Origin of the sequence: uncultured Nocardioides sp., assembly GCF_902805925.1 — a bacterium.
GTDB lineage: Bacteria > Actinomycetota > Actinomycetes > Propionibacteriales > Nocardioidaceae > Nocardioides.
Genome location: NZ_CADCUP010000111.1, coordinates 1 through 22,095, shown reverse-complemented (window position 1 = coordinate 22,095; position 22,095 = coordinate 1). Strand labels below are relative to the sequence as shown.

20 protein-coding genes are annotated in these 22,095 nt (G+C 73.6%); 5 read left to right on the top strand and 15 right to left on the bottom strand.

Annotated elements, in window-relative coordinates:
• Nucleotides 1–170: 170 nt before the first annotated feature.
• Nucleotides 171–899, top strand: coding sequence for a M23 family metallopeptidase (locus tag QZX64_RS07840; protein ID WP_295658172.1), 729 nt, complete (start codon nucleotides 171–173; stop codon nucleotides 897–899).
• Nucleotides 900–950: 51 nt separating this feature from the next.
• Nucleotides 951–1,160: a hypothetical protein gene (locus tag QZX64_RS07835; RefSeq protein ID WP_295658170.1), complete on the top strand. Its 210-nt coding sequence runs from the start codon at nucleotides 951–953 to the stop codon at nucleotides 1,158–1,160.
• A gap of 3 nt (nucleotides 1,161–1,163) precedes the next feature.
• Here the strand turns inward: QZX64_RS07835 and der are convergent, their stop codons facing one another.
• The 11 genes from der to QZX64_RS07780 form a co-directional block, all read right to left on the bottom strand.
• The gene (gene der, locus QZX64_RS07830) at nucleotides 1,164–2,528 is read right to left on the bottom strand and encodes a ribosome biogenesis GTPase Der (RefSeq protein ID WP_295658168.1); all 1,365 of its coding nucleotides are present in this window, start codon (nucleotides 2,526–2,528) and stop codon (nucleotides 1,164–1,166) included.
• Nucleotides 2,529–2,715: 187 nt separating this feature from the next.
• Entirely contained in the window at nucleotides 2,716–3,408 is a 693-nt protein-coding gene (cmk, locus tag QZX64_RS07825; protein ID WP_295658166.1) for a (d)CMP kinase, read from the bottom strand.
• A 57-nt stretch (nucleotides 3,409–3,465) separates the two neighbouring features.
• Nucleotides 3,466–4,533, bottom strand: coding sequence for a prephenate dehydrogenase (locus tag QZX64_RS07820; RefSeq protein ID WP_295658164.1), 1,068 nt, complete (start codon nucleotides 4,531–4,533; stop codon nucleotides 3,466–3,468).
• On the bottom strand, nucleotides 4,530–4,931 hold the full coding sequence (gene aroH, locus QZX64_RS07815; protein ID WP_295658162.1) for a chorismate mutase: 402 nt from the start codon (nucleotides 4,929–4,931) through the stop codon (nucleotides 4,530–4,532). The genes QZX64_RS07820 and aroH overlap by 4 nt, the downstream gene beginning before the upstream one ends.
• 44 nt (nucleotides 4,932–4,975) lie before the next feature.
• Nucleotides 4,976–5,359: a VOC family protein gene (locus tag QZX64_RS07810; protein ID WP_295658160.1), complete on the bottom strand. Its 384-nt coding sequence runs from the start codon at nucleotides 5,357–5,359 to the stop codon at nucleotides 4,976–4,978.
• Nucleotides 5,360–5,363: 4 nt separating this feature from the next.
• Complete coding sequence (locus QZX64_RS07805) at nucleotides 5,364–6,185, bottom strand: AraC family transcriptional regulator (protein WP_295658158.1); 822 nt, start codon at nucleotides 6,183–6,185, stop codon at nucleotides 5,364–5,366.
• Nucleotides 6,186–6,232: 47 nt separating this feature from the next.
• Nucleotides 6,233–7,000, bottom strand: coding sequence for a pseudouridine synthase (locus QZX64_RS07800; RefSeq protein WP_295658157.1), 768 nt, complete (start codon nucleotides 6,998–7,000; stop codon nucleotides 6,233–6,235).
• Between the two features lie 5 nt (nucleotides 7,001–7,005).
• Nucleotides 7,006–7,716, bottom strand: a complete 711-nt coding sequence (gene scpB / locus QZX64_RS07795) for an SMC-Scp complex subunit ScpB (RefSeq protein WP_295658154.1) — start codon at nucleotides 7,714–7,716, stop codon at nucleotides 7,006–7,008.
• Entirely contained in the window at nucleotides 7,713–8,594 is an 882-nt protein-coding gene (locus QZX64_RS07790) for a ScpA family protein (protein WP_295658152.1), read from the bottom strand. The genes scpB and QZX64_RS07790 overlap by 4 nt, the downstream gene beginning before the upstream one ends.
• Nucleotides 8,591–8,929, bottom strand: coding sequence for a hypothetical protein (locus tag QZX64_RS07785; protein WP_295658150.1), 339 nt, complete (start codon nucleotides 8,927–8,929; stop codon nucleotides 8,591–8,593). The genes QZX64_RS07790 and QZX64_RS07785 overlap by 4 nt, the downstream gene beginning before the upstream one ends.
• Nucleotides 8,914–9,945, bottom strand: a complete 1,032-nt coding sequence (locus QZX64_RS07780; protein ID WP_295658148.1) for an AAA family ATPase — start codon at nucleotides 9,943–9,945, stop codon at nucleotides 8,914–8,916. Before QZX64_RS07780 ends, QZX64_RS07785 begins: the two co-directional genes overlap by 16 nt.
• 284 nt (nucleotides 9,946–10,229) lie before the next feature.
• Here QZX64_RS07780 and QZX64_RS07775 point away from each other — a divergent pair, with 284 nt between their 5' ends.
• Complete coding sequence (locus tag QZX64_RS07775) at nucleotides 10,230–11,318, top strand: ATP-binding cassette domain-containing protein (protein ID WP_295658146.1); 1,089 nt, start codon at nucleotides 10,230–10,232, stop codon at nucleotides 11,316–11,318.
• Nucleotides 11,315–12,151 (top strand): ABC transporter permease, encoded by an 837-nt coding sequence (locus tag QZX64_RS07770; protein ID WP_295658144.1) that lies wholly within the window; start codon nucleotides 11,315–11,317, stop codon nucleotides 12,149–12,151. The genes QZX64_RS07775 and QZX64_RS07770 overlap by 4 nt, the downstream gene beginning before the upstream one ends.
• On the opposite strand, the gene QZX64_RS07765 is transcribed toward QZX64_RS07770, so the two are convergent.
• Genes QZX64_RS07765 through ald form a run of 4 tightly spaced genes read right to left on the bottom strand, consistent with a single transcriptional unit; the run spans nucleotide 12,135 to nucleotide 19,940 of the window.
• Nucleotides 12,135–15,254, bottom strand: coding sequence for a BTAD domain-containing putative transcriptional regulator (locus QZX64_RS07765; protein ID WP_295658143.1), 3,120 nt, complete (start codon nucleotides 15,252–15,254; stop codon nucleotides 12,135–12,137). The genes QZX64_RS07770 and QZX64_RS07765 overlap by 17 nt on opposite strands.
• A 38-nt stretch (nucleotides 15,255–15,292) precedes the next feature.
• Complete coding sequence (locus tag QZX64_RS07760) at nucleotides 15,293–17,887, bottom strand: RNA helicase (RefSeq protein WP_295658142.1); 2,595 nt, start codon at nucleotides 17,885–17,887, stop codon at nucleotides 15,293–15,295.
• Nucleotides 17,884–18,816 carry a site-specific tyrosine recombinase XerD gene (xerD, locus tag QZX64_RS07755; RefSeq protein ID WP_295658185.1) on the bottom strand — a complete coding sequence of 311 codons (933 nt, stop codon included), beginning with the start codon at nucleotides 18,814–18,816 and terminating at the stop codon, nucleotides 17,884–17,886. The genes QZX64_RS07760 and xerD overlap by 4 nt, the downstream gene beginning before the upstream one ends.
• An 8-nt stretch (nucleotides 18,817–18,824) precedes the next feature.
• Nucleotides 18,825–19,940: an alanine dehydrogenase gene (gene ald / locus QZX64_RS07750; RefSeq protein ID WP_295658140.1), complete on the bottom strand. Its 1,116-nt coding sequence runs from the start codon at nucleotides 19,938–19,940 to the stop codon at nucleotides 18,825–18,827.
• Between the two features lie 90 nt (nucleotides 19,941–20,030).
• Between ald and pepN the strand changes: the two genes are divergently transcribed.
• The coding region (gene pepN, locus QZX64_RS07745) for an aminopeptidase N (RefSeq protein WP_295658138.1) at nucleotides 20,031–22,095 on the top strand (2,065 nt) is incomplete at its 3' end.

Below are 22,095 nucleotides of genomic sequence, written 5' to 3'. Positions count from 1 at the left end.
CAGCAGGCCGGCCTCCCGACCGCCCGAGGAGCCGCCACGTGGCCCCTTCTAACTACCGGGCATGACCCCGTCGCGGGCTGTCGATGGCCCGTTCGAGCCGAATGCCGGGGTTCGCCGGACCGCTCGCCCCTGGCGGCCGACGATGGATCTTCAACTACGTGGGGATAGTCATGGGGACCACTCGGACCGGCGGCGTACGACGCCGGCGACGGCTGGCACGGGCGGTGGCCGCTGCCGCGGTGCTGGTGGGCACGGCCGTGCCGCTGGCGCTGCCGACGGCGGCCGCGGCCGTGCCGCAGCCGGACTCCCACAGCGACAGCGCCGCCTCGCCGGCCGTCGCGGACCCCGCGGAGAAGGCCGCCCTGCTGCTGGAGCGCCGGGTCCGCCAGCGCGAGCGCGTGCTGCGCTCCATCACGGTGCGGGCCGCGAACTACGAGGAGGTCAAGGAGGACGAGGCGCACCGCCTGGCGGTGCTGGCCTACACCGGCCCGCTGGCCGACGTCACCCACGTGCTGCCCCTCGCGGGCTACCGGCTGTCCGCGACGTACGGGCTGGCCGGGCCGCACTGGGAGCACGACCACACCGGCCTGGACTTCGCGGCCCCGCTCGGGACCACCCTCGTGGCCGTCGGGGACGGCGTGGTGACCTCGGTCGCCGACAGCGGCGCCTACGGCCTGCGGACGATCATCACGCTGCGTGACGGCACCGAGGTCTGGTACTGCCACCAGCTCAGCGCGGAGGTCGAGCCCGGTGACGAGGTGAAGGTGGGCCAGCCCGTCGGGGCGCTCGGCTCGACCGGCAACAGCACCGGCCCGCACCTGCACCTGGAGGTGCGGCCTCCCGGGATCGGCCCGGTCGACCCGATGTCCTGGCTGGAGGCCCTGGAACTCGCTCCCTGACCCGCGCCGGGGAGGCTGCGGTTCGATCGACGGGCGCGTTAGGTTCCACCCATGACACGCATCCTCAGCCTGCTGGTGGTCGTCTGGCTCGTCATCGGGGCGATCGCTGCGTACCAGCGCGACTACTTCTCCGACATCGAGACCAACTGCGCGGAGGCCGGCAGCATCGCGCTGACCGTGGTCGCCGGTCCCCTCAACTACGTCGGCGTCAACCCCGAGGTGGACTGCTCCGAGATCGACGTCCCGCAGCCGTCGGAGTGAGGATCAGCGCTTGCGCTTCTCGCGCGGGCGCTGCTGCAGCACGATCGGGGTGCCGACGAAGCCGAACTGCTCCCGCAGGCGCCGCTCGATGTACCTCTCGTACGACGCGTCGAGCTTGCCGCTGGTGAACAGCACGAACGTCGGTGGAGCCGTGGAGGGCTGCGTCGCGAACATGATCCGGGGCTGCTTGCCCCCGCGCACCGGGTGCGGGTGCTCGGAGACCAGGCGACCCAGGAAGGTGTTCAGCGCACCGGTCGAGATGCGGGTCTCCCAGCCCTCCAGCGCCTTCTCCAGCGCCGGCACCAGCCGGTCGACGTGCCAGCCGGTGCGGGCGGTGACGTTGATGCGGGGGGCCCACTGCACCTGGACGAGGTCTCGCTCGATCTCGCGCCCGAGGTAGTAGCGGCGCTCCTCGTCGACCAGGTCCCACTTGTTGAAGGCGATGACCATGGCCCGGCCGGAGTCGCGGATGGTCTGGATGATCCGCATGTCCTGCTCGGAGACCGTCTGGCTGCCGTCGAGCACGAGCACGGCGACCTCGGCACGGTCGATCGCGGTCGTGGTGCGCAGGGAGGCGTAGTACTCCTGGCCGGAGGCCTCCTTGACCCGCTTGCGGATGCCGGCGGTGTCGATGAAGCGCCAGGTCTCGCCACCGAGCTCGATGAGCTCGTCGACCGGGTCGACGGTGGTGCCGGCGACGTTGTCGACCACGACCCGCTCGGCGCCGGCGAGCTTGTTGAGCAGCGAGGACTTGCCGACGTTGGGCTTGCCCACGATGGCGATGCGGCGCGGACCGCCCACCTCGCCGAACGTCTCGGGCGGGGTCTCCGGCAGGGCCGCGAGCACGGCGTCGAGCAGGTCGCCCGTGCCCCGGCCGTGCAGGGCGGAGACGGGCATCGGCTCGCCCAGGCCGAGGTTCCACAGGCCGTAGGCCTCCGCCTCGGCGCGCTGGTCGTCGACCTTGTTGGCGGCCAGCACGACCGGCTTGCCGGACTTGCGCAGGATGCGCACGACCGCCTCGTCGGAGTCGGTGATCCCGACGCCGGCGTCCACGACGAAGAGGACCGCGTCGGCCAGGGAGACCGCGACCTCGGCCTGGTCGGCGATGCTCCTGGCGAGCCCGCGCGCATCGGGGTCCCAGCCACCGGTGTCGACGACGGTGAAGGACCGGCCGCTCCAGGTCGCATCGTAGGAGACACGGTCCCGGGTCACGCCGGGGCGGTCCTCCACCACGGCCGCCCGGCGGCCGATGATGCGGTTGACCAGCGTCGACTTCCCGACGTTGGGGCGGCCCACGATGGCCAGCACGGGCACCGGACCGGACGCGGACTCCGCGTCGTCGGTGATCTCGGGCATGTCGTCGGTCATGATGCTCCTCGTCGCCCGGGCCCCGTCGTGGGGTCGGGCTGTGGTTCAGGGGCCGGGACGGATCCCGGCAGGGGACGCCCGGTGCGGGCGAGTGCGCGCGCCCGGGCGGCGCGCGGGTGCTGGGACGACAACGCCGAGGCGGGCGGGGCGTGTTCCCGGGGACGTGCGGCGGCGCCGTCGAGGACGCTCACGCGCGCTCCCCGACCGCCTCCACCAGCGAGACGACCTGGTCGACGACCTCGTCCAGGGTGTACGGCGTGGTGTCGACGTGGACGGCGCCGTCGGCCATGACCAGCGGGGCGGTCGCACGTCCGGAGTCGATGCGGTCGCGGGAGAGCAGCGACGCGCGGGTGGCGTCCAGGTCGCTGCCGCCCTCCTCCGCCGCCCGGCGCTCGGCCCGCGCCCCGGGGTCCGCGGTGAGGTAGACCTTGACCTGGGCGTACGGCGCCACGACCGAGCCGATGTCGCGACCCTCGACCACGATGCCACCGGCACCGATGACCGCGCGCTGCAGCTCCAGCAGCCGGGCCCGCACCTCCGGCACGACGCTGACCGGGCTGACCGCCGAGGTGACCTCGTCGGTGCGGATCGCGACCGAGACGTCGACGCCGTCGACGGCGATGCCGGGCCCTCGCGGGTCGGTGCCCGAGAGGATCTCCGGCTCGCCGGCCCGCGCGGCGACGGCGGCCGCGTCGTGCACGTCGACGCCCTCGCGGAGCATCCACCACGTCATGCCGCGGAACATCGCGCCGGTGTCGAGGTAGCGCAGGCCCAGGCGGCTCGCGACGCCCCGCGACGTGCTCGACTTGCCCGAGCCGGAGGGGCCGTCGATGGCGACGACGAGGCCGCCCGGAGGCGTCTCGGCCGGGGTGGTGCTCACGGGTGACCCATCCTTCGTCGGTGCGGTGTCCGCCGGGGCGCCGGCGCAGGCCGCAGCCTACCGGTGGGTGACCCAGCCCCTCGACTCCAAGGAGACCAGCAGGTGGTCGGCCCGGACCTCCTCGACGAGGAGCTCGACGAGACCGACGGGACGGGCCGGGTCGTGGTCGATGCGGACGTCCTCGATGTTGACCTCGCTGGCACCTGCGTCGGCGAAGAGCCGGGCGAGCTCGCCGGGGTGGTCGGGCACGGAGACGAAGACCGCGCGCACCGGCCGCGCCGGGCCGCCGTGCTTGCCGGGGATGGCGCGGGTGCCGGCCACGCCGCGGCTCAGCACGTCGTGCAGCCCGGGCCGCTCCCCCGTCGTCAGGGCGTCGATCAGCGTGTCGAGCTGCTCGCGCACCTCCCCCAGGACACCGAGGACGGCCTGGTCGTTGGCCGAGACGATCTGCTCCCACAGCCGGGGGTCGCTGCCCGCGACCCGGGTGACGTCGCGCAGCCCCTGCCCCGACAGGGCCAGGTGGTCGGCGGGCGCGTCGGCGAGCCGACCAGCGACCAGCACCGCGGCCAGGTGCGGCAGGTGGGAGGTGCGGGCGACCGCCCGGTCGTGGTCGGCCGGCGAGAGGCGCACGGTCGCGGCACCGCACAGCACGGCCAGCGCCTCGACGAGGGCGACCGCGTCCGGCGCCGACCCCCCGTGGGGCACCACCGCCCACGGCCGGCCGTCGAAGAGGGCGGAGCTGGCCGCCAACGGGCCCGAGCGCTCACTGCCCGCCATCGGGTGCGACCCGACGTACCGCGCCGCGTCGTCGACGCCCACCTCGGAGAGCACCGCGCGCAGCGGGGCCTCCTTGACGCTGCCGACGTCGGTGACGACGGCGCCCGTGCCCTGCAGGGCGTCCACCACCGACGTGGCGAGGTGGTCTGGCGGGACCGCCACCACCACCAGCTGCGGGCGGTCGTCCTCGGCGCGCGGGCGGCCCGCTCCCAGGCCGGAGGCGGTGCGCAGGTGCTCCGGCGAGACGTCGGAGAGCAGCACGTCGAGGCCGGCGCGGCGGCACGCCAGCGCGACCGAGGTGCCGAGGAGACCGACGCCGACCACCTCGACAGGACCGGTGAGCGTCACGGGGCACTGCCCCCGGCCTCGTCCGGCACGGCGTGCGTGCGGGCGAGGTCGCGGCGCAGGCCCGCTGCGCCGTGCAGGTAGACGTGGGTGACGTCGGCGCGGGGCAGGTCGGTCTCCACGTGCGCGAGCAGCCGCACCACGCGTGGCATCGAGCCCTCGATCTCGAGCTCGCGGGCACACAGCAGCGGCACGTCGGCGAAGCCGAGCTGGCGGGCGGCGTACGCGGGGAACTCCGCCACCAGGTCGGAGGTGGCGGTGAAGACCACCGAGATGAAGTCGTCGGCGGTGAGGCCGTTGACGTCCATGACGTCCTGCACCATCTCCGCCACCCGGTCGAGCATGTGCTCGCGGGTGTCCACGTCGAGCTGGGTCGCTCCTCGCACTGCCCGGGTCGCCATGCGGCCAAGGCTAACGAGGTCGCGCCCGCCCGCCGCGCCGCGTCTCAGGAGGGCTGGTAGTCGCCGAAGGACCAGTGGTTGCCCTCCGGGTCCAGCACGCTGCCGCCTCGGCCGCCGTACTCCTGGTCGACCATCGGCCGCTGCACGGTGGCGCCCGCTGCCACGGCCGCGTCGAACACGGCGTCGGGGTGCTCGCACACGAGGTACGCCGCGGCCGGACCGGTGCCCTCCAGCACCCCGGTGCCGCTCGTGCGGTCGCCGAACATGATGCCCCCGCCGCCCGGCCAGAGCCACTCGGCGTGGGCGACCCCTCGCTCGTCGCGGTACGTCGCGTGCTCGGTGAAGCCGATCGCGGTGAGCCAGGCGGTCATCGCCTCGGAGTCGTCGAAGGCCATCGTGTGCCAGAGGCGTACCTCGGATGCGGTCATGGCCTCAGCCTCCCGGGTCGGCCGCCGCCACGTCTTGGACGAATGGGAGCTCCTCGCGCAGCCACGTCGTGGGGGTGCAGCCCGCCAGGGCGTGCCACTCCCGGGTCAGGTGCGCCTGGTCGGCGTACCCGCAGGCGGCCGCGACGCCGGCCAGCGACGGCCGTCCGGTGCGCGCCGCCGACACGAGCACGGAGCGGCTGCGCTCGAGGCGGGCGATCCGGTGCAGCTCCTTCGGGGACACCCCGCACTCGGCGCGCACGAGGGTGGCGAGGTGGCGCCGGCTGAGCCCGACCTCGTCGGCCGTGCGCTGCACGCCGGTGCCCCGGGTCAGGGCGGCCAGGGCGTGCCCGACGTCGGCGCGCACCGAGGCGTCGCTGCGGGCGAGCACGGCCAGCAGCCGCTGCTCCAGCATCGCGAGCCGGGCGGAGGGGTCGTCGCACGCGGAGAGGCGGTCGGGGAGGTCGCTCAGCGCCGGCACCGCCTCGTCGAGGGTCGCGATCTCCCCGGCGAGCACGCCGGCGGGCAGGCCGAGCAGGGTGCGGGCCCCGAGCGGGGTGAGGGCGAGCTGCACCCCGGTCTGCCGGTGGCCGTAGTGGATCTCGGCGGGCCCGGTGTGGAGGCCGGACACGGTCGACCAGCGCGTACGTCGCGAGGCCGGCACCCCGGCCCAGCCGACGTCGAGGGGCTCACCGACCGGCAGCACGAACGTCAGGCTGCTCGACGGCATCCCGACGTGCACGCCGGGGCCTGGCATCGCCAGGTCGTAGCCGACCATGCCGAGCACGTGCGGCCGCAGCGCCGGGGGCACCGGCCACCTGTCGCCCATGCTGGGACGCTACGCCCTCCTCGCCCGCCGTGACGGTCTCGGTCCGGTCAGAGCTGCGCGGAGTCGAGCAGGGCGCCGAGCTCGTCGGTGGCAAGGTGGCGCAGCTCCCCCGGCCTGAGACCGGTCAGATCGACGGGGCCGAAGCGGGTGCGGGTGAGGCGGCGCACCGGGTGGCCGACCTGCTCGAGGAGGCGGCGGACGATCCGGTTGCGTCCCTCGTGGATCACCAGCTCGACGATCGAGCGCCCGCGGGCGGCGCCACGGCCGGCCTCGACCAGCTTCGCGACGCTCACCTGCACCGGCCCGTCGTCGAGGGTCACGCCGTCGCGGAGCAGCTGCAGCGTGGCGCGGGAGACCTCGCCCTCGACCTCGGCGACGTAGGTCTTGTCGACCTCGTGCGAGGGGTGCGCCATCCGGTGCGCGAAGTCGCCGTCGTTGGTGAGCAGGATCAGGCCGGAGGTGTCGGTGTCGAGCCGCCCGACGTGGAAGAGCCGCTCCGGTCGGTCCGCGACGAGGTCGGCGAGCGTGGGCCGGCCCTCGGGGTCGGACATGGTGGAGACCACGCCGCGCGGCTTGTTGAGCACGAGGTAGACGTGCGCCGACATCGGCGGCAGCCGCCTGCCGTCGACCCGGATCACCGCGGTGCGCGGGTCGACCTTGGTGCCGAGGCGGGTGACGACCTCGCCGTCGACCTCGACGAGCCCGTCGAGCATCAGCTCCTCGCACTTGCGGCGCGAGGCCACGCCGGCCTGGGCCAGCAGCTTCTGCAGCCGGACGAGCCCGTCGTCGTCGGTCTCGACGTCGGGTCCGCTCATGTCGCTCACCCGATCTCGGTCCCGGCGTCGGGCTCGGTGCCGTCGCCGCTGTGGGGAGCCGGGTGGGGAGCTGGGTGAACCGGCGCGGGCGGCGGCTCGGGGGCCGGCTGCGGCTCGGGGGTCCCGCCCGACATCTGCGCCAGCTCGTCCTGAAGGTCGTCCATGTCGGGGAGGTATGGCGCGAGCTCGGGCAGCTCCTCGATCGAGGCGATGCCGATGCGCTCGAGGAAGTAGGCCGTGGTGCGGTAGAGGTTGGCGCCGGTCTCGTGGTCCTGCCCCGCCTCCTCGACGAGCCCACGGGTGAGCAGCGTGCGCATGACGCCGTCGACGTTGACGCCACGGACGGCCGAGACGCGCGCCCGGGAGATCGGCTGCTTGTAGGCCACGACGGCGAGCGTCTCCAGCGCCGCCTGGGTGAGCCGCGCCTGCTGACCGTCGAGCACGAACGCCTCCACGACGGCCGCGAGCTCGTCGCGGGTGTAGAACCGCCAGCCCCCGGCCACGGCGCGCAGCTCGAAGCCGCGCCCCTGCTCGTCGTACTCGCGGGCGAGGTCGCGCAGGGCGTCCTCGACGGCCTCGACCGGGTGGCCCACCGCGGAGGCGAGCACCACCGGCTCGAGGGCCTGGTCGGCGACCATCAGGACGGCCTCGATCGCGGGTCGCAGCTCGGCGACCGCCACGTCCAGGGTTCCGGGGGCTGTGACGTCCTGGCTCACTGCTGCTCCTCGTCGGGTCGGTCCGGGCCGTCGACGGGCAGCGCGTCCTCGGGGGCTGCGCCGTCGAACTCGTCGTCGATCTCGATGTCCCCGTCGTCGCTGCCGGTCCAGCGCACGCTGAGCTCGCCCAGCGGGGTGACCTGCTCGAAGGACACCGCCCCCTCGCGGAACAGCTCGAGCAGCGACAGGAACCGCGCGACCGTGGTGAGCCGGTCGGGCGAGTCGCCGCAGAGGGCCCGGAAGGTCATCGTGCCGCCGCGGCGGAGCCGGTCGACCACGAGCTGCGCCTGCTCACGCACGCTCACCCGGGCCGCGTGGATGTGCTGGAGCGACACCTCGAGCACGGGCTTGGGCTCCATCGCCCTCGCCGCGACCCGGGCGAACTGGTCGAGCCCGATGCCGATGAGCACCTCGGGCAGCAGCGAGGCGAAGCGGTGCTCCAGCCCCACGGCCCGAGGGTGCCGGCGCGCCTCCTGCGCCAGCCGGGTCTCCAGCACCCCGGCCACCTGCTTGAACGCGCGGTACTGGATGAGGCGGGCGAAGAGCAGGTCCCGGGCCTCCAGCAGGGCGAGGTCCTCCTCGTCCTCGACGTCGCCCTGCGGCAGCAGCCGCGCCGCCTTCAGGTCCAGCAGGGTGGCGGCGACCAGCAGGAAGGACGTCGTCTGCTCCAGCTCCCACGTGGGGCCGGCGGCCTTGACGTGGGCGATGAACTCGTCGGTCACCCGCGAGAGCGACACCTCGGTGATGTCGAGCTTGTGCTTGGCGATCAGGCTCAGCAGCAGGTCGAAGGGGCCCTCGAAGTTGTCCAGGCGCACCTCGAAGCCGGCCGGCGCCGCACCCTCGGGGTCGGCGACGAGCGCGGGAGCGGACGCGGTCACTGCTCGGTCAGCCGCTGCACGAGCGCGCTGTCGTCACCGTGCACCTCGAAGTCGGCCAGGATCAGCGAGATCGCCTCGCGCACGAGGCGGCCCCGGTCGACGGCCAGCCCGTGGGTCCGTCGCAGCACGAGGCGGGCGTGCTCGAGGTCGAGCAGCTCGTCGGAGGTGACGTAGACCGTCATCTTCTCGTCGTGGCGCACGCGGCCGCTGGGCCGGCGCGGCCCGGGCGGCGCCTCGGTGTCGGGCCCGGAGTCGGGGACGGCGCGCACCGGCCCGATCTCGCCGGTGGGGCGGAAGATGTCGTCCGCCCGCGGCACGCTCACCCGTCGGGCCACCGGCTCAGCACCTCCTTCGCCAGCTGGCGGTAGTGGTCGGCGCCCCTGGAGGCCGAGGCGTAGGACGTGATGGGCTCGCCGGCGACGGTGGCGTCGGAGAACTTCACGGTCCGCCGGATGACGGTGTGGAAGACCGTGTCGCCCCAGGCCTGCACCAGGCGCTCCATCACCTCGCGGCTGTGGAGGGTGCGGCCGTCGAACATGGTGCCGAGGACGCCGTCGATCTCGAGCTTGGGGTTCAGCCGCTCGCGCACCTTGTCGATGGTGGTCTTGAGCAGCGCCACGCCGCGCAGGGCGAAGTACTCGCACTCCAGCGGCACGATCACGCCGTCGGAGGCCGTCAGCGCGTTGACCGTGAGCAGGCCGAGCGAGGGCTGGCAGTCGATGAGGATGACGTCGTACTGCCCGATCGCCGGCGCCAGGACCCGCTGCAGGGTCTGCTCGCGGGCCACCTCGTGCACCAGCTGCACCTCGGCGGCGGAGAGGTCGATGTTGGAGGGCAGCAGGTCCATGCCGGGCACGCCGGACGGCACGACGACCTCGTCGAGCGCCACGTCGCGCTGCATGAGCAGGTTGTAGATGGTCAGGTCCATCTCGTGCGGGTTGAGGCCCAGCCCGACCGACAGGGAGCCCTGCGGGTCGAAGTCGACGAGCAGCACGGTGCGGCCGGTCTCGGCCAGCGCGGCACCGAGGTTGATGGTGGTCGTGGTCTTGCCGACGCCACCCTTCTGGTTGCACATCGCCACCACACGGGCGCCGCCGTGCCGGGTGACCGGCCGCGGCTGCGGGAACTCCGGGACGGGGCGACCCGTGGGACCGATCGCGACCTCCGGGGTGGGCTCCGGTGCGGCCACCGGCTCGGGTCGCGCGAACGGCAGGGGATCACTCACGGGGGTGTCAGCTCCAGGGGGCGGCGGAGGGGTGGACGGCCGGAGCGGCGGCGACACCATGGGAGGCATCTCGGACGCGCTGCTGCCCTGGCCCGAGGATCCAGCGTACGGCCCGTTCCCGCTCATCTCGTGCACCTCTCGTCGCTTCGCCCCACATGTCGACACGGCGACTTGGTGCCCTGTCCACGATCCGTGCTGGACCCTATGCCCGGCTCCGGCGGGCAACAAGACGGGGGCCCCAACCCCCAGGCCGTCCCGGACATCTGTGCACCCGGCCTCGCTTGCCTGCACAGGCAGCGCCTGCCTGTGGACCGATTGTGGACGGGCCTGTGCACGCGTACGGCGCCGGTGAAGGCCCCAGGAAGGCCCGGTGAAGGCCTCCTGAAACCGGTGCGCCGCACGATCGGGCCATGACAACGATCCCCACCACCGACCTGGCGGTCTCGGCCGCCGGGCTCGTCAAGACCTTCGGCGACCTGCGGGCCGTCGACGGCATCGACCTCGAGGTGCGCCGCGGCGAGGTCTTCGGCGTCCTCGGGCCCAACGGCGCCGGCAAGACCACCACGATGCAGATGCTGGCCACGCTGCTGCCCATCGACGCGGGCGAGGCGCGGATCTTCGGGGTCGACGTCCGCCGCGAGCCCCACGTCGTGCGCCAGCTGCTCGGCGTGACGGGCCAGTACGCCTCGGTCGACGAGCTCCTCACCGCCACCGAGAACCTCGTGCTCTTCGGCCGGCTGCTGGGCCTCGACCGGGCCCGCGCCCGGTCGACCGCCGCCCGGCTGCTCGAGCAGTTCGGCCTGCAGGAGGCGGCGAGCAAGCCGATCAAGCAGTTCTCCGGCGGCATGCGGCGACGCCTCGACCTCGCCGCCAGCCTGATCACCCGGCCGCCGCTGATCTTCCTCGACGAGCCCACCACCGGGCTCGATCCGCGCACCCGCGGCCAGATGTGGGAGACGATCCGCGAGCTGGTCGCTGACGGCTGCACCGTGCTGCTGACCACGCAGTACCTCGACGAGGCCGACCAGCTCGCCGACCGGATCGCCGTCGTCGACCGCGGCGCCATCGTCGCCCAGGGCACCTCCGATGAGCTCAAGGCGTCGGTGGGTCGCTCGACCCTCCAGCTGACCCTCGTCGAGCCCGAGCGCCTCGCCGAGGCCGCGCAGGTGGTCCACCGGGTGCTGGGTGAGGACGCAGTGCCCACCCCGGAGGCCCGCCGGCTCAACATCCCGCTCGAGCGCAGCGACCAGGCCGTCGACGTGCTCGTCGCCCTGCGCGAGCTCGGCGTCGCCATCGACTCGGTGACGGTGCAGAAGCCGTCGCTCGACGAGGTGTTCATGGCGCTGACGGGCCACGACACGCAGGCCGACACGCAGGCCGACACGCAGGCCGACACGCAGGCCGACACGCAGGCCGACACGCAGCAGGGCACGACGACCGACCTGGACGACACCCCCGCGGACGCCGCCGCCGACGCCCCGATGGAGGCACTGCGATGAGCACGACCACGACGACACCCACGACCCCCGCGCGGGCGACGCTCGACCCCTCGACCCTCCCCCGGCACGTCAGCGTCGCCGACACCGTCACCCAGACGATGACGATGGCCTGGCGGGCGACGCTGAAGATGCGGCGCAACTTCGAGCAGTTCTTCGACGTCACCATCCAGCCGCTGCTCTTCACCGCGATGTTCGCCGGCATCTTCGGGGGCGCCATCGCCGGCAGCGTCGAGGACTACCTGCCGCTGCTCATCCCCGGCCTGATCGGCCAGACTGTGCTGACCGCGTGCGTCGCCACCGGGACCCAGCTGCGTGAGGACATGGACAAGGGGGTCTTCGACCGGTTCAAGGTGCTGCCCATCTCGCGCATCGCTCCCCTGGCGGGCCCGATGGTGGCCGACATGATCCGCTACGCGATCGCCGCGACGCTGACCTTCGCCACCGGCATCGCCCTGGGCTACCGGCCGGGCGGCGGGGTCCTGGGCGTGGCGGCCGCCATCGCGCTGGCCATCGTCGCCGGCTGGTCGCTGGCCTGGATCTTCACGTGGTTCGGCACGGTGGGCTCCTCGGCGCAGGCCGTGCAGGGCTACTCCCTCATGGTGATGTTCCCGCTGACGTTCCTCTCCAACGCCTTCGTCCCCGTGGAGACGCTGCCGCGGTGGCTGGAGGCCTTCACCCGGGTCAACCCGGTGTCGCACATCGTCTCGGCGCTCCGCGACCTCGCCAACGAGGGCGCCGTGACGGCCGAGGTCGGCTGGGCGCTGCTCGGCTGCCTGGCGGTCATCGCGATCTTCGCGCCACTGTCGGTGCGGGGGTTCACCAGGAAGATGTGAGCCGCCGCAGGATCTCCTCGGCCACCGCCACCAGCTCGCCGCCCGGGCGGCCGGCGTACTCCTCGCGGAGCGCGTCGAGCCGTCCGGGCAGCGCCGTCTCCGCCAGTGCTGCCAGCCGCGGCCACGCCATGCTCGGGAAGCTGCGGTTGTAGGTCCACCGGTCGGCGACGGCGAGCAGGTGCACCGCGTCCTCGTGCGCGCCCGGGTCGCCGAAGCGCAGCGTCCACGCCCCGAGCGCCACGACCAGCACGCCGTTGAGCGGCAGGTCGGTGAAGGCGAGCGACGTCCCGCCCACGAGCACGGTGCGCCCGGCGAGCAGGTCCCGCAGCTCGGCCGCGCGGGGGTCGGGACCGGTCGTGTGCTGGACCCGCGCGACGATCGCGCCGGCGGCCGCCAGGAGCACCCAGGGCGTGAGGGCGACGCCTGGCACCTCGGCCTCGATGACCGAGGCGACCGCGGCGTCGAAGAGCCGCAGCCCCTCCTCGACGTCGCCGCGCGCCAGCGCCAGCTCGGCCCGAGCCGCGAGCACGGCCATCCGCGAGCCCATCTGGGCACCCTCCGGGTCGGCGCCGAGCTCGTCGAGGATCCGCTCAGCGGCGTCGAGGTCGCCGTCCACCAGCGGCACCAGCGCGGTCGCCACCCTCAGCGTCCGGGCGTCGTCGACCGCGTGGAGCCGCAGCAGCAACGGCCAGGCCCGCTCCGCGTGGCGGGCCGCCTCCCGGTGGTCGCCGAGCGCCATGGCCAGCTGCGCCAGCTGGGCCAGCAGCGAGGCCTCGAGGTACGGCGTCAGCGGGCCCGTGGCGAGGCCGCGCCGGGCGAGGACGAGCGCCTCGCGGACGTCTCCGCTGTTCTCCGCGGTCAACGAGGCCCACAGCAGCATCATCGCCGCGGTCAGGTGGTCCCCGCTGTCGTCGGCGATGGCCAGGAGCCGGTCGATGGTGCTGCCCGGCCCCGGCTGCACGAACATCGCGTACGCCGCGCGCGACCACGGCGTCTCCGGCTCACCCCAGCGCCGCATCGCGTCGGTGAGCTCGCCGAACTGGCGGTCGTGGACCCAGCTGAGGTGGATGAGGATGAGCGACGCCGCCTCGTGCGCGGCGCTGCGCAGCTCGGGGGTCGGGTCCCACCCGACCAAAACGTCCTCGACGGCGTCGGCCACCGCGAAGACGCGCGGGTGGTTGCCGGAGACGGTCCAGAGGCCGCCCAGCACGGCGACGAGGCGGGCGACCCGGGCCGGGTCGCGCCGGGCCAGGGCCCGGCGCAGGACGTCGGTGAGGTTGTTCTCCTCGCGCATCATCCGGTCGATCGACTCGAACTGCGAGCCGCCGTCGATCATCCAGACGTCCTGGTCGGCCAGCTCGTCGGCCCACCGGTCCTGGGCGGCCAGCGCGTCCTCGTGCCCGCCCCGCTCGAGCAGCCGCGCCGCCGCGAACTCCCGGATGGTCTCCAGGGCGCGGAAGCGGGTGCCCACGGCGTCCTCGACCACCACCAGCAGCGACTGGTCGACCAGCGTCTCCACGTCGTCGACCGCGCCCGGGCCGAGCACGGCCCCGGCAGCGTGGTCGTCGAAGCCGTCGTGGAACACCGACATCCGCGCCAGCGCCTCCTGCTCACGCGGCGACAGCAGGTCCCAGGACCACTCGATGACCGCGGTGAGGGTCCGGTGCCGGGCCGGCGTCCCGCGGTCGCGGCTGCGCAGCAGCTCGAAGCGGTCGTCGAGACGCCGGCGTACCTCCGCGACCGACATGATCCGCAGCCGCGCGGCGGCGAGCTCGATCGCGAGCGGGAGGCCGTCGAGGCGCTCCACCACGGCGGCGACCTGGACGTCGTCGAGCTCGGCGTCGGGCCGCACGGCCAGCGCACACCGGCGGAACAGGCCGGCGGCGTCGCCCGGTGCGAGCTGGCTGAGGGGTACGACGCGCTCGGCGCCGATGCGCAGCGGCGCCCGGCTGGTGGCGAGCACGCGCAGGTCGCGGGTGGTGGCCAGCAGGAACGCCACCAGCGAGGCGACGGTCTCCAGGACGTGCTCGCAGTTGTCGAGCACGAGCAGCGCCGGCCCGGCGTCGAGCTCCTGCGCGATGCGGCCGCGGACGTCGGCCTGCTGGGCGGGGGTGAGCGCGTGCCGCGACGTCACCGAGCCGCGCACGCCGAGCGCCGCTCCGACCTCGGCGACCACGTCGTCGCCCGACGCCACGCCGACCAGCTCGATGACGTGCACCCGTGGTGCGGTCGACTCCTGCGCGAGCACCTGGGCGATCCGGGTCTTGCCGATGCCCCCCGGACCGAGCACCGTCGTCAGCCGGCCCGAGGCCATCGCGGCGCGCAGCCGGGCGAGGTCGTCGCCGCGGCCCAGCAGCGCATCGGCGTCGTAGCGCAGTCCGGTGCGCACCGGCTCGTCGGCCGACAGCAGCTCGCGGTGCAGGCGCTGGAGCTGTGGGTCCGGGTCGACCCCGAGGCGGTCGGCCAGGTCGGCCCGGAAGGCCTCGTAGCGCCGGAGCGCCGCAGACGCCCCCGCCGCGGCCGCCTCGGACCGCAGGAGCGCCAGGAGGACGGGGGTGTCGTCGGGCTCGGCCCGGTGGGCCTCGGCCAGCGGCGGCACCGCGTCGGCCGGCCGGCCCGCGGCGACCAGTGCGAGACCGTGCAGGCGCGGCAGCGCCGAGGCCGTCTCCCGCGCCCGCGTCAGCAGCTCCGCGCGGGGACCGTCGTCCGCATCGACCTCGACGACCCCGTCCACCAGGAGCTGCGCCCGGGTGACCAGGTCGAGGGCTGTCGGTTCGCCGGCCGACAGCGCCGACCCGGCATCGCGGACGAGCCGGCGCAGCAGCCACGCGTCGACCTCGGCGTCGGGCAGCGAGAGCCGGTAGCCGCCGTCGTACCGGGCCACGACGTCGGGCCCGCAGACCGACCGCACCCTGGACACCAGCACCTGCAGCGCCTTGGTGGGCACCGCCGGGGGGTCGTCGGCCCAGATCTCCTTGACGAGCACGGAGTCGGAGAGCCCGGAGGGGCTCAGCGCCAGGACGGACAGCAGGGTGGCGAGCCGCCCACCCGGCACCGGCGTCCCCTGCCACCGCACGCCGTCGAGGAGCTGGAGGGAGGGCACCACGCCAGCATAGGAGTGCGAGGGCCCGGAGCCGGCGCCTACAGCCGGTGCAGGGCCACGGCGGCGAGCACCAGCTCGCCGGCCTCGTCGGAGGCGTCGCAGTCGACGACCGCGTCGATCACCCAGTCGTGGTGGCCCTCGGGGTCGTGCAGGGTCTGGCGCACCCGGCGGAGCCGGGCGGTGACCTCGTCGTCCTCGTCGACGCCGGCGGGCGTGCCGGGCTCCTCCGGGCCGATGCTGACCAGGTCGGGTCCGCGGGCGTCGCCGTCGGTGGCCAGGCTGTCGTGCTCGGCGTAGTAGTCCTCCAGGCCGGAGTCCCACCGCGACCGGCCCATCACGACCTGTCGCGGCGGCTCCAGGCGGTCGGCCGCGGCGCGCTCGAGCCGCACCAGCCCGTCGAGGTCGTCGCGGGCGCACAGGGTGACCCGGGCGAACATCGCGTTGCGGATCATCACCGTGAACGGCCGCTCCTGGCGCGAGATCGGCCGGGGCGGCGGTGGCGGGGCGTGGTGCGCGACGTCGGAGCGCACGTGCGCGGGGTCCGAGAGCGCCTCCCACTCGTCGAGCAGCGAGGAGTCCGTCTGCCGCACGGTCTCCCCCAGCCACTCCACGAGGTCGTCGAGCTCAGGGGTGCGGTGCGCGTCGGGCACCGTCTGGCGCAGGGTGCGGTAGGCGTCGGTGAGGTAGCGCAGCACCAGCCCCTCCGAGCGGGCCAGCTGGTAGCGCCCGACCACGTCGGTGAAGCTCATCCCCTGCTCCCACATCTCGCGCACCACCGACTTCGGCACCAGCGCGTCCTCGGGCAGCCAGGGGTGCCGTTCGCGATAGATCGAGTACGTCGCCTCGAGCAGCTCGGCCAGCGGCTGGGGCCAGGTGATCTCGTCGAGCAGGGCCATCCGCTCGTCGTACTCCAGCCCGTCGGCCTTCATCTGGCCGATCGCCTCGCCCCGGGCGGCGTGCTGCTGGGCGAAGAGGATCTGGCGGGGCGCCTCGAGCACCGCCTCGATCACCGAGACGATGTCGAGGGTGTAGGTCTCGGCCTCCGGGTCGAGGGTGTCGAGGGCGGCCAGCGCGAAGTGTGCGAGCGGCTGGTTGAGCGCGAAGTCGGGCGGCAGGGTCACGGTGAGCACGTAGCGGCGACCGTGCTCGTCCGGCTCGTCGAGCCGGGTGACCGTGCCGGAGTGCACCAGCGACCGGGTCAGCCGCAGCGCCCGCCTGGCCAGCCGCAGCTGGCCGCGGGCGTCCTGGTGGTTGTCGGTCAGGAGGGAGCGCAGCACCGGGAAGGCGTCCTCCTCGCGGGTCAGCACGTTGATCAGCATGCTGTTGTCGACCTTCATCCGCGACGGCAGCGGCTCGGGCGCACCGGCCACGAGCTTGTCGAAGGTCTGCTCGGTCCACACCACCGTGCCCTCGGGCGGCTTGCGCAGCTGGGCCTTGCTCTTCCTCTTGGCCCTCTTCTCCGGGCTCAGCGCGGCGTTCTTGGCCGCCGACTTGGCCTTGGCGCGCTCGTTCTCGATGACGTGCTCGGGCGCCTGGACGACGACGTAGCCGGCGGTGTCGTAGCCCGCCCGGCCGGCCCGGCCGGCGATCTGGTGGAACTCGCGCGTGCGCAGGACCCGCTGCCTGGTGCCGTCGAACTTCGCCAGCCCGGAGAACAGCACGGTGCGGATCGGCACGTTGATGCCCACGCCGAGCGTGTCGGTGCCGCAGATGACGGTCAGCAGGCCGGCCTGGGCGAGCGTCTCGACGAGCCGGCGGTACTTCGGCAGCATCCCGGCGTGGTGCACCCCGATCCCGCGGCGCAGGAGCTTGTTGAGCGTCTTGCCGAAGCCGGCGCCGAACGGGAAGCCGGCCAGCCGTCCCAGCAGCGCCTCCTTGTCGGCCGGCTCGGTCTTGAGGCCCGCGTTGAGCAGCGACACGGCGTGCTCCACGGCGTCCTTCTGCGTGAAGTGGACGACGTACGCCGGGCCCTGGTTGGTGGTGATGAGCTCCTCGAGCGTCTCGGCGAGCGGGGTCAGCGCCCAGGTGAAGGTCAGCGGCACCGGGCGTACGGCGTCGTCGACGACCGCGGTCTCCCGGCCGTTGCGCCGGGTGAGGTCGGCGGCCAGCGCCGTGACGTCGCCGAGCGTCGCCGACATGAGCAGGAACTGCGCCTGGGGCAGCGCGAGCAGCGGCACCTGCCACGCCCAGCCGCGGTCGGGCTCGGCGTAGAAGTGGAACTCGTCCATCACCACGAGGCCGACGTCGGCCCCGGAGCCCTCGCGCAGGGCGATGTTGGCGAGCACCTCGGCGGTGCAGGCGATGATCGGCGCGTCGGCGTTGACGGCCGCGTCACCGGTGAGCATGCCGACGTTGTCGGCCCCGAAGACCTCGACGAGCGCGAAGAACTTCTCGCTCACCAGCGCCTTGATGGGCGCGGTGTAGAAGCTCACCCGGTCGCCTGCCAGCGCCGCGAAGTGCGCCGCCGTCGCCACCAGGGACTTGCCGGAGCCGGTGGGCGTGGCCAGCACGACGTTGTTGCCGGCGAAGACCTCCAGCACCGCCTCCTCCTGGTGGGCATAGAGCTCCAGCCCCTGCTGCTCCACCCAGGCGAGGAAGTCGTCGGAGCCGTCGCCTCCTCCCGTCGGGCTCATGCGCGGGCCCGCGGGTGCGCGGTGGCGAAGACCTCTCGCAGGTTGTCCACGGTGACCAGGGTGTAGATCTGAGTGGTCGTCACCGAGGCGTGGCCGAGCAGCTCCTGCACGACCCGCACGTCCGCCCCGCCGTCGAGCAGGTGGGTGGCGAAGGAGTGGCGCATCGTGTGCGGCGAGACGTCGCGCTGCACGCCGGCGCGGTCGGCGGCCTTGACCAGCACCGCCCACGCGCTCTGTCGCGACAGCCTGCCGCCTCGTGAGTTGAGGAAGAGGGCCGGGCCGGACGCCGCCGAGACGAGCGCGGGCCGCGCCCGGGTGAGGTAGGCGGTGACCGCGTCGCTCGCGTAGGAGCCGACCGGCACCAGTCGCTCCTTGGCGCCCTTCCCGCGCAGCAGCACGGTGCTGTCGACGAGGTCGAGGTCGTCGACGTCGAGGCCGACGGCCTCGGAGATCCGGGCCCCCGTGCCGTAGAGCACCTCCAGCAGTGCCCGGTCGCGCAGCGCCAGGGTGGTGCCGCTCGACCCCGCCGCCTCGAGGATCGCCTCCACGTCGGCCAGCGGCAGCGCCTTCGGCAGCCGCTTCGCCGGCGTGGGCGGCTTCACCGCGCTCGCCGGGTCGGCGCCCGCCAGGCCGTCGCGCACCGCGAACCGGTGGAACCCCCGCACCGCCACGACCGTCCGCGCCGCCGAGGTGGCACTCAGCGGCGGGTGCTCGGGGTCGCCCTCGCGCAGCGCCACCAGGAAGCCGGCCACCATCGCCTCGGTGACCGCGTCGAGCGTCTCCACCCCCGCGCCCGCCAGGTGCGCGGCGTACCGCCGGAGGTCGCGGCGGTACGACGACAGGGTGTTCGCCGCGAGCCCGCGCTCCACGCTCAGGTGGTCGAGGTAGGTGCGGATCGCGCGGGAGACCTCACCCGGCCCGGAGGCCACCACGCTCGTCAGGCCAGCGCCTCGTCGAGGGAGGTGGCGGAGATGCCGACCGCCTCCCCGACGGGGGCGTTGGTGAGCGTGCCGGCATGGGTGTTGAGGCCCAGCGCCAGGCTCCGGTCGTCCCGGCACGCCTGCTGCCAGCCCTTGTCGGCCAGCGCCACGGCGTAGGGCAGCGTCGCGTTGGTCAGGGCGTACGTCGAGGTGTTGGGCACCGCGCCGGGCATGTTCGCCACGCAGTAGAAGATCGAGCCGTGGACCTCGTAGGTCGGGTCGGCGTGCGTGGTGGGCCGGGTGTCCTCGAAGCAGCCGCCCTGGTCGACGGCGATGTCGACGAGCACCGAGCCGGGCTTCATCTGCGAGACCAGCTCGTTGCTGACCAGCTTCGGTGCCCGGGCGCCCGGGATGAGCACCGCACCGATGACCAGGTCGGCCTCCATCACCTGCTGGCGGATCGCCAGGGTGGAGGAGGCGAGGCCGTGGACGCGGTTGTTGTAGCGCCAGAACGACATGCGCAGCTTGTCGAGGTCGGTGTCGAGCAGTGTCACGTCGGCGCCCATGCCGAGGGCGATGTTGGCGGCGTTCTGGCCGGAGACGCCGGCCCCGATGATGACGACCTTGGCGTTGGCGACGCCACCGACGCCGCCCATCAGCACGCCGCGGCCGCCCTGGGCGCGCAGCAGGGAGTGGGCACCGACCTGCGGCGCGAGGCAGCCTGCGACCTCCGACATCGGGTAGAGCAGCGGCAGCCCGCCGGAGGGCAGCTGCACGGTCTCGTAGGCGATGCCGGTGACCTTCGTGCTCAGCAGCTCCTCGGTCAGGGGCTTGTCGGCGGCAAGGTGGAGGTAGGTGAAGAGCGTGAGGCCCTCACGCAGCCGGTGGTACTCCTCCGCCACGGGCTCCTTGACCTTGAGCACCATGTCGACGCTGCCCCAGACGTCGTCGGCGGAGTCGATGATGGTGGCGCCTGCGGCGGCGTACTCCTCGTCGGCGATCTGCGACCCGAGGCCGGCACCCCTCTGGACGACGACCTGGTGACCACGGTGGGTCAGCTCGTGTGCTCCGACGGGCGTCATCGCGACGCGGTACTCGTGGTTCTTGACTTCCTTCGGGACGCCGACCTTCACGTTGCTTCCTCTTCCTCGACTCGCCGCGGGACACCTCGTCGTGACCGCTCACAACCTATCGCCACCTCACGTGACAGATACGGTCAGGGGATGAGCAACCACGACCACGTCACGGCCAGCCTGACGCAGCACGAGGCGGGCGAGCGCGCCGCCCTCCTCTCGGTGGAGCGCTACGACATCACCGTCGACCTGCGCGGCCTGCTGGAGGGCGAGGTGTGGGCCTCCACCTCGACCATCACCTTCACCTGCGCCACCCCCGGTGCCGCCACCTTCGTCGACTGCGTCGCGCAGATCTCCGAGGCCACCCTCAACGGTGAGCCGCTCGACGTCGGCACCGCCTCGGCGGGCCGGTTGCCGCTGACGGACCTGCGCGCCGACAACGTCCTGGTCGTCACCGCCACGCAGTCCGACACCGGCCACGGCGCCGGCATCCTGCGCACGGTCGACGCCTCGGACGGCGAGGTCTACGTCTGGTCGAGCTTCGAGTGCGACGACGCACGCCGGGCCTGGGCCTGCTTCGACCAGCCCGACCTCAAGGCGCCGCACGCCTTCACCGTCACCGCGCCCGAGTCCTGGACGGTGCTGTCCAACAGCGCCCCCGACGGCGTGCAGCCCGCACCTGACGGCGACGGGCGGGTGTGGTCGTTCGCCGACACTCCCCCGCTCTCGACGTACGTCGTCGTCGTCAACGCCGGGCCCTTCCACGAGGTACGCCGCACCGTCGGCGGCTACGACCTCGGCCTGTACAGCCGCCGCTCGACCGCGCCGTTCCTGGACCGCGACGCCGACGAGCTCTTCGACCTCACCGACAAGGGGCTCGCCTTCTTCGGCGAGCGCTTCGCGCTGCCGTTCCCGCAGCAGCGCTACGACCAGGTGTTCGTGCCCAACATGGGCGGCGCCATGGAGAACTGGGGCTGCGTCACCTGGACCGATGCCGTGCTCTTCCGCACCACCCCCACCTACGGGCAGCGCAGCCAGCGCGCCATGGTGCTGCTCCACGAGATGGCGCACATGTGGTTCGGCGACATGGTCACCATGCGGTGGTGGGACGACCTGTGGCTCAACGAGGCCTTCGCCTCGTGGGCCTCGACCTGGGCGGCGTCCGCGGTCACCGAGTTCACCGACGCGTGGGCCGGCTTCCTGACCACCCGCAAGCTCGACGCGTACCGCCTCGACATGGGACCGGCCAGCCACCCGATCCGCGGCGCGGTACCCGACGTCTCCGCCGCCATGGCGACCTTCGACGCGATCACCTACGCCAAGGGCGAGAGCGTCCTGAAGCAGCTCGCCGCCACGATCGGCGAGGACGCCTTCGTCGAGGGGCTGCGCGCCTACTTCCGCGACCACGCCTGGGGCAACACCCGGCTCACCGACCTGATGGACGCCTTCGGCACGGCTGCCGGCCGCGACCTGGGGCCGTGGACGACCGACTGGCTCGACCGGGCCGGCACCGACACGATCACCCTGGTGCGCGGCGACGGCGGCCGTGGGGGCCGGCTCGAGGTCGCGGCCCCCGCGGGCACGCCCCGACCGCACACGCTGGTCGTGGGCTCCTACTCAGCCGCCGGTGACGGCACGCTGGTGCGCTCCGGCCGCACCGACGTGTTCACCGAGGGTGGCCTGGTCGAGGTCGCCCTGCCCGACGCCGAGCTCCACCTGCTCAACGACGACGACCTGACCTTCGCCGCCGTACGCACCGACGAGGCGTCCCAGCGGGCCCTCTTCGACCGCGCCGGCGACCTGCCCACTCCCATGGCACGCGCCCTGGCGCTGGCCACGGGCCAGGACCTGGTCTTCAAGGGCGAGCTGCCGGTCGCCGACTTCGTCGCGCTGGGCCTGCGCGTCCTCCAGGCCGAGCGGTCGCCCGCCATCGTGGAGCCCGCGCTGGGGCTGTTGCGCGTCGCCGTGGACCAGTGGGCTCCGCCCGCCGACGTGACGACGATGAAGCACGCGCTCGCGGACGTGCTGACCGACGTCATCGCCGTGCCCGACCTGCGTGCCCAGGCCCTCAACGCCCTGGCCGCCAGCGCGAGCACGGAGGCGCACTTCGCGCTCCTCGACGACGCCGCGCGCGACAACGTGGACCTCACCTGGCGGGCGATGGCACGCCGGGCCGAGCTGGGCACCTACGACCAGGCCGCCGTGCAGGCCCTTC